This window comes from Streptomyces sp. NPDC093018 (assembly GCF_040684035.1).
Classification (GTDB): domain Bacteria; phylum Actinomycetota; class Actinomycetes; order Streptomycetales; family Streptomycetaceae; genus Streptomyces; species Streptomyces murinus.
The window spans coordinates 1-13,745 of sequence record NZ_JBFBFF010000036.1; the positions used below are offsets into that span (position 1 = coordinate 1).

Sequence of the window (13,745 nt, forward strand, 5' to 3'; positions counted from 1 at the left end):
GAGATCCTCTGCGGCCTGTTCGCCGACATACTCGGCATCAGCGACGCCGGAATCGACGACAACTTCTTCGACCTCGGCGGCCACTCACTGCTCGCAATGCGGCTGATCAGCCGCATCCGCGCCGTACTCGGCGCCGAACTGAGCATCCGCAACCTGTTCCAGGCCCCCACCATCGCAGGCATCACCGACAACCTCCACACCGGCCGGACCCGGCCGGAACTCGGATCACAGCCCCGCCCCACCCGACTGCCGCTGTCCGCCTCACAACGCAGGCTGTGGTTCCTGGCCCAGATGGAGGGGCCCTCCTACAACTCTCCGTGGGCCTTGCGTCTGTCGGGGCGGGTGAACCTTCCGGCGCTGCGAGCGGCGCTGTCCGATGTGGTGGACCGGCACGAGGCCCTGCGCACCGTGTTTCCCGAACAGGACGGTGAACCCTTCCAGCAGGTGCTCCCCGCCGCCGAGGCGGTGCCGGAGCTGGAGGTCACCGCTGCCGACGAGCAAGGTCTGGCCCGGGCCATGGAGGCGGCGGCCGGCCACCACTTCGACCTGGCCACCGATCTGTTGGTGCGGGCGTGGCTGTTCACCCTGGCCGAGGACGAGTCCGTGTTGCTGCTCTTGAAGCACCACATGGTCAGTGACGGCTGGTCGAACGGGCTGCTGATGCGAGACCTGTCGACGGCTTATGCCGCCCGCTGCCAGGACCAGGTGCCCATGTGGGAGCAACTCCCGGTCCACTACGCCGATTACGCGCTGTGGCAGCGTGAGCTCCTCGGCGCGGAGGACGACCCGGACAGCGTGTTGCATCAGCAGTCCGCATTCTGGCGCCAAGCCCTGGCCGGGGCACCGGAACTGCTGGAACTGCCCACCGACCGGCCCCGCCCGGCGGTGTCCGGCCATGGCGGTGCCTCCGTCCCCTTCACCATCGATGCCGGACTGCACAGCCGGCTGATGGAGGTGGCCAGGGCCCGCGGCTGCACCCTGTACATGGTCTTGCAGGCCGCGTTCGCCGCGCTCCTGACCCGTCTCGGCGCCGGCACGGACATTCCGATCGGATCAGCGGTGGCCGGGCGCGGGGACGACGTCCTCAACGACCTGGTCGGCTTCTTCGTCAACACCCTCGTCCTGCGCACGGACACCTCCGGGGATCCCACCTTCGCCGAGCTCCTGGACCGGGTCCGCGAGAGCGACCTGGCCGCCTACGCCCACCAGGACCTCCCCTTCGAACGACTCGTCGAAATCCTCAACCCGCCCCGGAGCCTGTCCCACCACCCCCTTTTCCAGGTCATGCTCGTTCTCCAGAACAACGACCATCACGCCACCCTCCTCCACGACCTGGAGGTCCACGAGTGGCCGATCGCCCAGTCCGGCGCCAAGATCGATCTCGCGCTGACCGTGGGAGAGACAAGGGATGGCGGACTGTCCGGGGCGCTGGAGTACGCCACTGAACTGTTCGACCAGGCCACCGCGGAGAGCATGTGTCAGTGGCTGACCCGCATGCTCACCGCCCTCGCCCACGACCCCGAGGGCCGCGTCAGCGCGGCCGACATCCTCACCCCGCAGGAGCGGCGGCGGATGCTGGTGGAGTGGAACGGAACCGGCCGTGAGGTTCCTGCGGCCACATTGCCCGAGCTCTTCGAGGCCAGGGCGGCTGCGGTACCGGACAGCGTGGCGGTGGTCCACAAGGACACCGAGCTGACCTATGCCGGACTGAACGCCTGGGCCAACCGCCTCGCCCACCACCTGATCAGCCGCGGCATCGGCCCCGAGGACGTGGTCGGGCTGGCGATGCCGCGGTCGGCGCGGATGATCGTGGCGTTGCTGGCAGTGCTCAAGGCGGGCGCGGCGTACCTGCCGATCGACACCGAGTATCCGCCCGAGCGGATCTCGTTCATGCTCGATGACGCCGCCCCCGTGTGTGTGATCACCGCCGCCGGCACGGCACCCGGCTTGCCCGCCGGCACCAAGGTGCTGGCACTGGACGATCCCGCTGTCGAGACGGTCCTCGCCGCCCAGCCGGACACCGATCCCGTCGACCGGGACCGTCGCGCACCGCTGTCCCTGGCTCATCCCGCCTACGTCATCTACACCTCGGGCTCCACCGGACGTCCCAAGGGCGTCACGGTCACCCACCAGGGGATCGCGAGCCTCGCCGCCAACCACGCCGACCGCTACGACATCGACCCCGACAGCAGAGTCCTCCAGTTCGCCTCCCTCAGCTTCGACGTGACCGTTTCCGAATACTGCCTTTCACTGCTGTCCGGGGCACGGCTGCTCCTTCCTCCGGCGACGATGTACGGAGATTCCCTCAGCGACTTCATGCGCGAGAACGAAGTCACTCACGCTCATATCCCTCCCGCAGTGCTGAGCAGCCTTCCCCACACGCGGTTGCCGGACCTGAGGGTGCTGATCACGGGCAGCGAGGCGTTGTCCGCCGAGTTGGTGGCGCGCTGGGCGCCGGGCCGGAGGATGGTCAACGCATACGGCCCTACGGAAGCGACCGTCGACGTGGCGTCCTGGATCTTCGAGGGACTCACCGAGGGTGAGCACGTGGACGACATTCCCATCGGCCGACCGGTGTGCAACACGCGGGTGTTCGTGCTGGACGAGAGGTTGCGGCCGGTTCCGGTGGGAGTCGCGGGCGAGTTGTACGTCGCGGGTGCGGGGCTGGCTCGTGGGTACCTGAACCGACCGGGGTTGACCGCGGGCCGGTTCGTGGCGAATCCGTTCGGTCCGGCGGGGTCGCGGATGTACCGCACCGGCGATCTGGTGCGGTGGCACGCGCAGGGGTATCTGGCGTTCCTGGGGCGGGTGGACGACCAGGTGAAGGTGCGCGGGTTCCGCATCGAGCTGGGTGAGATCGAGTCGGTGCTGCTGAAGGACGCGGAGGTCGGCCAGTCGGTCGTGGTGGTGCGGGAGGACCGCCCCGGTGACCAGCGGATCGTCGCGTACGTGGTCGCGGCCGCCGGCACGGCGGTGGATCCGGCCGCGGTACGCGAGCGTGCCGCGGCGATGCTGCCGGAGTACATGGTGCCCTCGGCGGTGGTGGTACTGGAGGCGCTGCCGCTGACCGCGAACAGGAAGCTCGACCGCCGGCGGTTGCCCGCGCCGGACTACTCCACCGCCCACAGGCGGGCTCCGCGCACGGAACACGAGAAGGTGCTGTGCGCGCTGTTCGCCGAGGTTCTCGGTCTTGACAAGGTGTCCGTCGACGACGGGTTCTTCGACCTGGGCGGGCACTCACTGCTCGCGACCCGATTGCTCAGCCGCATCCGCGCGGTGCTGAACACCGAGATCTCCGTGCGCACGCTCTTCCAGGCTCCCACCGTGGCCGCCCTGAGCCGACAGCTGCACCTCCCTGCCTCGGATGACGCGCTCAGCCCTGTTCTTCCTCTCCGCTCCACCGGAAGACGCCGCCCGATCTTCTGCGTGCACCCGGTCGGTGGTACCAGCTGGTGTTATTCCGGATTGCTCCAGCACTTCGGACCGGATTATCCGCTGTACGGAATCCAGGCCCGCGGGCTGAACGAGGACGGCCCGCTGCCTCAGTCCATCGAGGAAATGACTCGCAACTATGTTGACGAAATCCTGGCGATTCAGAAGGATGGTCCGTACCGCCTGGTCGGCTGGTCCCTCGGAGGAACCACGGCCCATGCCATGGCGGTAGAACTTCAGAATCGCGGCCATGACGTCGAGTTTCTCGCCATGCTTGACTCCTCTCCGCATCCTGCTCCTCTGCAAGGGGAATCCGACCACCCTGAAGTTGTTCTCAAGGTGATCATGGAGGCCTTTGGAGCGGAGGCCGGGAGCCTGCGTGAATCCCCCAGCATGGACCAGGCCGTCGCGGTCATGCAGAAAAAGATGAGCACGCTGGGGTCTTTGGCACAGGAACAGGTGCATAGAGTTCTCGAGGTAGCCCTTAACTCGGCTCGGATCGGCAGCCTTCCTCGTTCGGTCGGCCGCATGTCCGGGGACCTTCACCTTTATTCTGCCGTCGGCGACAATGAACGCGGTTCAGCAGACGCCGCAGCACTGTGGGCGCGATATTGCACCGGACAGGTGCACGTACAGAGAATCGACTGCACACACGGGGAAATGATGTCTCCCGAGCCGCTGTCGGTCATCGCCAAAACTTTGGTGGCCAGATTGTGTGAACTGGAGGGAAACCGGCATGAAGAATCCGTTTGAGCGAGACGATGTCGAATACTACGCTCTCGTCAATTCGGAGGGTCAATACTCGCTGTGGCCCACCACGATCGAGGTTCCCGCGGGATGGACCGTGACGCGCGGTCCATCGGACAGGCAATCGGTCGTGAACTTCATCGAAGAGACATGGACGGACATGCGACCCAAGAGTCTGGTCGACGCCATGGACAACCCGCCCCAGTAGCCGAAAGCCGAAGTCAGCCGTTCGTCTCGAATTCCAAGGAGCATTCCATGGGAAATCTGTCACCGCTGTCGAATCCTGAAATCATCCCGAACCCCTACCCGGTCTATGCGGACCTTGCGGAGCGCGAGCCGGTCCACTGGTGTGAGGGTTTGAACGCATGGGCCGTATTGAGGCACGAGGACTGCGCGAGCGTACTGCAGGACTCCCGGTTCAAGGCCGAACGCATGGAAGAGATTCTCAGCGGCAAGTTCGACGGTCGCGCACTGCCGGCCGACAACATCTATCACCGGTTCACCAGCAATGTCATGATGTACACGGACGCTCCGCGTCACGGCGCGCTGAGGAAGTCCACGCTCACCGGCTTCACGCGGGCAGCCCACGAGTACTACAGCCAGGTCATCAAGCGTGTCGCCGACGATCTGATAGCCGACGTTCCGGACGATGCGAAGGTCATCGACGCCGTCACCGAGCTGGCCGAAAAGCTCCCCGTGAACGCCGCTGTACACGCCTTCGGAGTTCCCGAAGAGGACCTCGACACCGTGGTGCCGAGCGTGAACAAGGTGATGACCTACTGGTCAGGGCCGAAGGAGCAGCCGGTAGAGCTCGACGACCTGCTCGAACACCTCACGGACCTGCACACCTACGCGCTCGAACTCGTTCAGGGGAAGCGGGGCAAGGTCGTCGCGGACACGGTCATCGCCCGTCTCGCGGCAGGTCTCGCGGACCAGACCGAGGTCACGCCGGAGCAGACCGTGCATCAGCTGGTCCTCCTGCTGATCGCGCTGTTCGCACCCACGACGCCGGGATCCCTCGGCAGCGGCACGCTCGCGTTCGCGACGAACCCCGAGCAGATCGCGCGTTTCCTGGAGAGCCCCGCGTGCGTCGACAACGTGGCGAACGAGGTGGTGCGTTATAACGCGTCGAACCAGTTCACCTGGCGTGTCGCGGGGACGGACGTGGAACTGCGTGATGTCCGCATCAAGGCGGGACAGCGGGTCGCCCTGTTCCTGGGGGCGGCGAACCGGGATCCGAGCGTTTTCGAGAACCCGGACACGTTCGACCTCGACCGGAAGAACAGCGGTAAGAACCTGTCGTTCGGCTACGGGCCGCACGCATGTCTCGGCCGCCAGATCGCCAGCCTCGAAATCAAGTGGTTCTTCGTTTCCCTGTTCGAGCGTTTCCCGATGATCCGGCCGGCGGGCAAGCCCGACTGGAACAGCAACCTCGAGTTCCGGTCGCTGCGGTCCCTTCCCTTGAACCTGGGCTGACGAGCCCCGAGGAAGCCCATGGATACCGAACCGCTCCTGGCCGGCAGTCCTGACCGGTACACGTCGTCCGTCGCGAGCAGCAGTACCGCCGACTTCGGCGAAGCGGAGGAGTTCCTACGCCAGTTCCACGCTGAGCAGCCTCGGCGACCTGTCCCGTTCACAGAGCGTCTGGGGCAGGTCGTCGCCGAGATCGATGCCACGGGCACCTACCGGCACACCTCCGAGGAGCTGGCCTTCGGCGCCCGGGTGGCCTGGCGCAACTCCAGCCGCTGTATCGGCCGGGCCTACTGGAACAGCCTTCGTGTGGTGGACCGGCGGGACGTGACAACGCCCGAGGAGATTCACCGGCACCTCTGTGACCACCTGCGTCAAGCAACGAACGCCGGACGCATCCGCCCGGTCATCTCGATCTTCGCCCCCGACACCCCGGGGCGGCCTGCCGCCAGAGTGTGGAACGCCCAGCTCATCCAGTACGCCGGCTACCGTCAGCAGGACGGGACCGTTCTCGGTGACGCGGCGAGCCTCGACTTCACCGACGTCGTCCGCAAGCTGGGCTGGCAGGCCCCTCAAGGCCCCTTCGACGTGTTGCCGTTGGTCATCGAGGCCGCCGGCGACAAGCCGCAGATTTTCGAGCTGCCGTCCGATCTGATCCGCCAGGTGCCCATCACCCACCCGGACCATCCGCAGATCGCGGATCTCGCGTTGCGCTGGTACGCCGTGCCGGCGATTTCGAACATGCGCCTGCGCATCGGAGGAATCGACTATCCCCTGGCCCCGTTCAACGGCTGGTACATGGGCACGGAGATCGGCGCGCGCAACCTGGTCGACGAGGACCGGTTCAACCTCTTGCCGACCATCGCCGACTGCCTCGGCCTGGACACCAGCAGTGAAACCACCTTGTGGCGTGACCGCGCGCTGGTCGAGCTCAACGTCGCCGTATTGCATTCCTTCACCGCTGCCGGTGTCACGATCAGCGACCATCACACCGAATCCCGCCTCTTCCTCAGCCACTTGGCCCGGGAAGAACGCAACGGCCGCACTGTGTCAGCGGACTGGAGCTGGATCGTTCCCCCGATATCCGGCGGCATCACACCTGTATTCCATCGCTACTACGACCAAATCGAGCAACGCCCCAATTTCTACCTCGACGACGAGGCCCGGGCTCGCAGTCGGGGGCAATGCCCGCACGCACACTGACCACCACAGCAATCAGGAGAACAGCAATGATCGACGCGGAGCAGGCCCGCTCGTGGAAGACAGCGGCGCAGCTCTACAATTCCGCCGTCGCCGCATCGGCCATCGCAGCCGCTTGGGAGTTGGGCGCGCTGGACGAGCTGCACGACAAGGGGGTGCTGGACGCCCACGAGTTCGCGGCCCGCAACGACCTGGACCCGGCGTCGACCCTCGCGATGTTCAGGGCGCTGGCCGCGGTGAAGATCGTGGAAAGGGACGGCACGAGGGTGACCCCCACGGCGGACTTCGCCGAAATCCAGCAAACACGATCGTTCTTTCACTGGCTCACCAGGGGAAGTGGGGAGTTGTTCCGCCGGATGCCGCTGGTTCTCCAGAACCAGCACCGCAGCGGCGAGCTCGATCCACGAGATCCAGCGGCAGTCACCTACGCGTGCCGCGAGATCAACGCGCTCACCTACGATCCCTGGTTCTGGTCGGCCGTCGACGGGATCGACTTCGATTTCACCATGGTCGCCGACCTCGGATGCGGCAACGGCGATCGGCTCATCAAGATCCTTCAACGCCATCCGAAGGCCAACGGGATCGGCATCGACATCGCCGCCGACTCGCTGAAGGTAGCCGAGACGGACGCCGTCGGTGCCGGGCTCTCCGACCGGCTGACGTTCGTCACCGCCGATGTGCGAACAATGGATCGGCGTCCCGAGTTCACCGAGGTCGAATTGCTGACGTGCTTCATGATGGGACACGATTTCTGGCCGCGGGAACGTTGCGTCGCCACCCTCGCCCGCATTCGTGACATGTTCCCCGACGTCAAGCGGTTCCTGCTCGGCGACGCGACGAGGACAGTCGGCACCCCCGACGACGAGTTGCCCGTTTTCACTCTCGGCTTCGAGGTGGCTCACGACATGATGGGCACCTTCCTCCCCACCGTCGCCGACTGGGAGTCCGCATTCGCGGAAAGCGGTTGGAGGATACGGCACAAGCACGTGATCGACATGACGGTCGGAGAGGTCATTTTCGAACTCGAACCCGCGTGACCTGACTCCCGCAGCCAGTTCGACGCACGCCCCACACCGTCAGACAACCACGCTCCGAGAAGGTGGCAAGATGCCAGATCCGCACGACGCAAGTCTCCCGCCGGTGACGGCTGCCCAAGAGGGTCTGTTGTTCCATGCGGAAGGCGAGCGGAATCTGCGTGGCCTCGGCACCACGCAGGTCGTGCTCACGGTGGACGGTCACCTCGACCTGGAGGAGCTCAGCACCCGCGCCGGCCGGATCGCCCGTGCGCGTCCCGAACTGCTCGCCCGCTCCGACCGCGACGCCATGGGCGGCCCGGTGCGTGTCGCCCGCCTTGAGGCCCGCCTGCCCTTGGTTCAGCGACACGTCTCGGTGGGCGCCGAGGGCGACGCGACGGTCCAGCGGGTGGCAGACGAGGAATGGGAACGCGGTGTCGACCCCACGGGTGACGAACCTCTGCTGCGCCTGGTCGTCATGACGACCGGGCAGGGCTCGCGTCACCACCTCGTCCTCACCGGCGATCGCGCGGTGCTCACCCTCCGAGCCGCCTACGACACCCTCGCCACCCTGCTCGGCGGTGACCCGCGGGAGTGGGCGCACGGAACGTCGCCGGAGGCCGACACACACCCCGCCAGGCGGGAAGCGCTGCGCGACCTCGGCGAACCCTGCCTGCTCGGCCACTCGGCCGCGACCGTCTCGATTCGAGAGCCGCGGCCCCGATCCGAGTCGCTGTCCGTGCCCGTCCCGACCGATCTCGGCTCGCTTCCCGGCCGTCTCGGCGTTGCACCCGAAGCGCTCTACCAGACCGTCTGGGCTGTGGTGTGCATGAAGCTGAAGAACCGCTGGGAAGCAGTTCTCGGCGACGCCGACGACCTTCCCGTCCGGATCGCGGCCGAGCCGCACGACGCGTTCGCCGACGTTGTCCGGCGCACCGACGCGCGCAACGCGCTCCTGGCCGCCCACCACCATGCGACTGCCACGACGCTCAAGGAGAGGTCGGGGCTCGCGGGCTCCGTCTTCGACACCGCGGTCATCGTCGACACCCGTCGTTGGGATCCCGCTGCGCTCGGTCTCGGCGAGACGGGGGACGGCGAGCCCGCCGGCCCGGCCGTGATCGGCGTACGGCTGCGCGACACCACGCACCACGCCGCCACCCTCGTCGTGCGGACCGCCCCCGAAGGCGCGCCGCCCAGCGTCGAACTGGTCCACCGGGCCGACCGGCTGGCAGCCGGAACGGCTCGAACCGCCGCGGATCTGCTCACCCGCGCCCTGGCCGTGGTGGCCACCGACCCGGAGGTGCGAGTCGGCGCCATCGACTGGCTCGGCGCATCGCTGCGCCACCGCCTGCTCGTCGACTACAACGACACCACCGAGCCGCTTCCGCGGGCGCCGCTGCACCACCTGTTCACCGAGCAGAGAGCCCGGACGCCCGACGCGGTCGCCGTCGTCTGCGAGGGACGTACGCTCACCTACGCCGGCCTGGACGCGGCAGCCAACCGGCTCGCCCGCCTCATCATCGGCCTCGGAGTGCGGCCAGGTGACAACGTGGCCCTCTATCTGGGCCGCTCCGCCGAGCTGATCATCGCCGAGCTGGCCGTGCTCAAGGCAGGCGCGGCATATGTGCCGCTCGACCCGCGCCAGCCCGCCCAGCGACTCGCCTGGATCCTCACGGACGCCGGAGCGACACTGTTGCTCACGGACCGACAACCGGCCGAACTGCCTTTCACCTGCGACATCCCACTGGCTCGCGTTGCGGCGGGCGAAGCCGCGGCCGTCGCGGGAGACCCCGGCGCACCGCATGTCGACGTGCACCCGGATCAGTTGGCGTACGTGATGTACACCTCGGGCTCCACCGGTACGCCCAAGGGTGTCGCCAACACGCACCGCAACGTGGCCGAGCTCGCCCTCGATCCCTGCTGGGACGCGGCACGGCACCACCGGGTGCTCGCGTATTCGCCGCCCGCTTTCGACTCCTCGACCTACGAGATGTGGGTACCGCTGCTGCACGGGGGTGGTCTGACGGTCCTGACCGGCGACAAGATCGACCTCGGCGATCTGGCGGGAGCCGTGGCGGAGCACGACATCACCGCCCTCTATCTGACCACCGCCCTGTTCGACGCCATGGCACAGGAGCACGTCGAGGCCCTCGCCGCGGTGAGTGAGATCTGGACCGGCGGCGACGTGCTGTCGACCGCGGCGCTTCGCCGCGTCCTCGACGCCTGCCCGGACACCACCGTCGTCCACGTCTACGGTCCGACGGAGACGACGGTCTTCTGCAGCTACCAGACCTTCGAACCTCGGGCACGCCCGGTCGCGGCACTCCACCTGGGCCGTCCCATGGCCAACACCGCGCTCTACGTCCTCGACGAGTCCCTCGCCCCCGCTGCCCCTGGCATCGTGGGTGAGCTGTATGTGGCCGGGTCGCATCTGGCGAGGGGGTATGTGGGCCGTGCGGGTCTGACGGCCGAGCGGTTTGTCGCGGACCCCTTCGGTGCGGCGGGCCGACGCATGTACCGGACGGGCGACCTGGCACGGTGGAACCACGACGGACGGGTCGAGTTCATCGGCCGGGCCGACACGCAGGTAAAACTGCGCGGCTTCCGGATCGAGCCCGCCGAGGTCGAGGCGGTGATACTGCGTGAGAAGGCGGTCGCCCAGGCCGTGGTCGCGGTACGCGAAGACCGCCCCGGAGACAAGCGGCTGGTGGCCTACCTCGTACCGGGTGAGAACACCGACATCGACCTGGACGCGCTTCGCCACTCGCTTGCCACGGTACTGCCGGAGTTCATGGTGCCGTCCGCATTCGTCGTACTCGACGCCCTGCCACTCACGGTCAACGGCAAGGTCGACCGCGCGGCATTGCCCGCACCGGAACTCGGCGGCGGAACCGGCCGCGCCCCACGCAATCCCGTGGAGGAAATCCTGTGCGGCCTCTTCGCAGACGTACTGGACCTCGAACGCGTCGGCATCGACGACAACTTCTTCGAACTCGGCGGCCACTCACTGTCCGCGACCCGACTGGTCAGCCGGATACGGGCGGCGTTCGACGTCGATGTGACGGTGCGGGAGGTCTTCAGTCGCCCCTCAGTCGCCCGCATGGCGGCTCTGGTCGCGGTGGGCGAGTCGGCCCTACGGCCGGTCCTGGAGCCGGTGGTACCTCGTCCGGATCCCCTGCCGTTGTCGTTCGCGCAGCAGCGGTTGTGGTTCCTGGCGCAGCTGGAGGGCGGCTCGACGTACAACATTCCGTTGGCGATCCGTTTGCGCGGGGAATTGGACCGGACGGCGCTGGCGGCCGCACTGGTCGATGTGGTGGGGCGCCACGAGAGTCTGCGGACGGTGTTTCCCGTGGGTGAAAGCGGGCCGGTCCAGCGGGTGCTGGCGCCTGCCGAGGTGGAGCTGGATCTGCGTGTCGTGGTGACTTCCGAGGCCGAGTCGGGGGCGGTGCTGCGGGATTCGGCGCGGCACGTGTTCGACCTGGCGCGGGAGGTGCCGGTGCGGGCCACGTTGGTGGAAACGGGTCCGGATGAGTGTGTGTTGTCGTTGGTGGTGCATCACATAGCCTCTGACGGGTGGTCGAACACGCCGTTGCTGCGGGATCTGGCGGCGGCGTACGCGGCACGGGTGGCAGGGCGGGCGCCGGGGTGGGCGCCGTTGCCGGTGCAGTACGCCGACTACGCGTCGTGGCAACGGGACCTGCTCGGCGACGCCGGAGACCCCGGCAGTCCGGTGTCACGTCAGATCGGCTTCTGGCGGGACGCGCTGACCGATCTGCCGCTGGAGGCGACACTGCCGGCCGACCGACCCCGGCCTCCGGTGGCGACCTATCGGGGCGGCCGCGTCGAGCTGCACATCGATGCCGCCGTGCACGAGCGGCTGGTGCGGTTGTGCCGCACCTGCGACGCCTCGCTGTTCATGGCCGTCCAAGCGGCCACCGCCGCGGTGCTCACCCTCAGCGGCGCTGGAAACGACATCCCACTCGGCTCACCGGTCGCCGGCCGGCACGACGTCGCCCTGCACGAGCTGGTCGGGTTCTTCGTGAACACCCTGGTGCTGCGCACCGACACCAGCGGTGACCCCGGCTTCAGGCAGCTGCTGGCCCGGGTCCGGGAAGCCGACCTGGCTGCCTGGGCCCATCAGGACCTGCCGTTCGAACGCCTCGTCGAAGAACTGAGCCCCGAACGCTCCGCCTCCCGCCATCCCCTCTTCCAGACGATGCTCACCCTCGCTGACGCGGTCATCCCCGGGCCGGCGATGCCAGGCCTGACCTCGGACGCGGAGGAGACCCCCGCCGGCGTGGCCCGGTTCGATCTGACCGTCAACTTCCGGGAGCACCGGCTGGAGGCGGCCCGGCCCGGTGGTCTGGATCTGAGCATCGACTACGCCACCGACATCTTCGACGAATCCACCGTTCGCGCGTTCGGTGAACGGATCGTGCGGTTCGTGGCCGGTGTGGTGGAGACGCCGGATCAGTCGATCGGCGACATCGATGTGCTCACACCCGGCGAGCGACAGTGGCTGTCGGGAGCGGGCCACGGTGAGCTGCCGGCCCGGACGGCGTCTTTGCCGGAGGTCGTTCGGGCGCACGCCGTTGATCGGCCGTACGCGCCCGCCGTCGTGTGCGGTGAGCGTACGGTGACGTTCGCGGAGTTCGAGGAGCAGGCGAATCGTCTGGCCCGGCGGCTCGTCGCGGCGGGGATCGGTCCCGAGACCCGGGTCGCCTTGTGGCAGGACCGAAGTGTCGAGGCGCTGGTGTCGATGCTGGCGGTGCTGAAGGCCGGTGGGGCCTACGTCCCCCTGGACACCCGGTATCCCAAGGCCCGGATCGAGGACATCCTGCGGCAGGCATCTGCGGCGATGGTGCTGACCGATCGTGATGTGCCCGGCTCCCAGTTGCCGGACTGGGTGCCGGTGTTGCAGGTGCCACCGCTGGAACGGTGGCGGCCGGGTGACTCCGTGACGCCACCGCCGGACGTGCGGGTGCATCCCGATCAGCTCGCCTATGTGATGTTCACGTCCGGGTCGACGGGAGTGCCGAAGGGATCGGGCAACACGCACCGCAACATCGCGGAGCTGGTGCGTGACGAGGTGTTCGCCCACGGCGTGGCCGAGCGCATGCTCCAGTACTCGTCGCCGGCCTTCGACGCGTCGACCATAGAGATATGGGGTCCGCTGTTGCAGGGCGGATGCGTGGAGGTGGCGCCACCCGGGATGCTGGATTCGTCCGCGCTGGGCCGGTTGCTGACCGATCGCAAGGTGCCGGCGCTGTTCTTGACCGCGGGTCTGTTCCATGTGCTCGCCGAGGAGAACCCGCAGGGATTCCGCGAGGTTCGGGAGGTGTGGGCGGGTGGGGACGTCGTTTCTCCGGAGGCGGTGCGCCGGGTACTCGCGCACTGCCCGGACATCGCTGTCCACAATGGTTACGGTCCGACGGAGACCACTGTCTTCGCCATGGTGCACCGAGTGGACAGGACGGTGGGTCGTCCGCGGGCGCTGCCCATCGGAACCCCGCTGGCCAATACCGGTGTCTACATCCTGGACGAGGCTCTGCGCCTCGTCCCGCCGGGTGCCGTCGGTGAGCTGTATGTGACCGGGTCGCATCTGGCGAGGGGGTATGTGGGCCGTGCGGGACTGACGGCCGAGCGGTTTGTCGCGGACCCCTTCGGTGCGGCGGGCCGACGCATGTACCGGACGGGCGACCTGGCACGGTGGAACCACGACGGACGGGTCGAGTTCATCGGCCGGGCCGACACGCAGGTAAAACTGCGCGGCTTCCGGATCGAGCCCGCCGAGGTCGAGGCGGTGATACTGCGTGAGAAGGCGGTCGCCCAGGCCGTGGTCGCGGTACGCGAAGACCGCCCCGGAGACAAGCGGCTGGTGGC

The 13,745-nt window shown here is 67.7% G+C and carries 6 protein-coding genes; all 6 read left to right on the forward strand.

Going from position 1 to position 13,745, the window contains the following annotated elements:
- Window positions 1-4,185: amino acid adenylation domain-containing protein (locus AB0N90_RS37375; protein ID WP_365203920.1), on the forward strand; the 4,185-nt coding region annotated here is incomplete at its 5' end.
- Window positions 4,169-4,387, forward strand: coding sequence for an MbtH family NRPS accessory protein (locus AB0N90_RS37380; protein ID WP_365203922.1), 219 nt, complete (start codon window positions 4,169-4,171; stop codon window positions 4,385-4,387). The genes AB0N90_RS37375 and AB0N90_RS37380, both read left to right, overlap by 17 nt.
- A gap of 47 nt (window positions 4,388-4,434) precedes the next feature.
- The gene (gene txtE / locus AB0N90_RS37385; RefSeq protein ID WP_365203923.1) at window positions 4,435-5,655 is read left to right on the forward strand and encodes a 4-nitrotryptophan synthase; all 1,221 of its coding nucleotides are present in this window, start codon (window positions 4,435-4,437) and stop codon (window positions 5,653-5,655) included.
- Between the two features lie 18 nt (window positions 5,656-5,673).
- Window positions 5,674-6,852 (forward strand): nitric oxide synthase oxygenase, encoded by a 1,179-nt coding sequence (locus AB0N90_RS37390; protein ID WP_365203925.1) that lies wholly within the window; start codon window positions 5,674-5,676, stop codon window positions 6,850-6,852.
- A gap of 26 nt (window positions 6,853-6,878) precedes the next feature.
- Window positions 6,879-7,886 (forward strand): methyltransferase domain-containing protein, encoded by a 1,008-nt coding sequence (locus tag AB0N90_RS37395; RefSeq protein ID WP_365203927.1) that lies wholly within the window; start codon window positions 6,879-6,881, stop codon window positions 7,884-7,886.
- A gap of 127 nt (window positions 7,887-8,013) precedes the next feature.
- On the forward strand, window positions 8,014-13,745 hold a 5,732-nt coding region (locus tag AB0N90_RS37400), incomplete at its 3' end, for an amino acid adenylation domain-containing protein (protein WP_365203928.1).

Excerpts from the sequence above, each read along its gene's own strand:
- AB0N90_RS37380 (WP_365203922.1), top strand. The coding sequence starts at position 4,169 with ATGAAGAATCCGTTTGAGCGAGACGATGTCGAATACTACGCTCTCGTC.
- txtE (WP_365203923.1), top strand. The coding sequence starts at position 4,435 with ATGGGAAATCTGTCACCGCTGTCGAATCCTGAAATCATCCCGAACCCC.
- AB0N90_RS37390 (WP_365203925.1), top strand. The coding sequence starts at position 5,674 with ATGGATACCGAACCGCTCCTGGCCGGCAGTCCTGACCGGTACACGTCG.
- AB0N90_RS37395 (WP_365203927.1), top strand. The coding sequence starts at position 6,879 with ATGATCGACGCGGAGCAGGCCCGCTCGTGGAAGACAGCGGCGCAGCTC.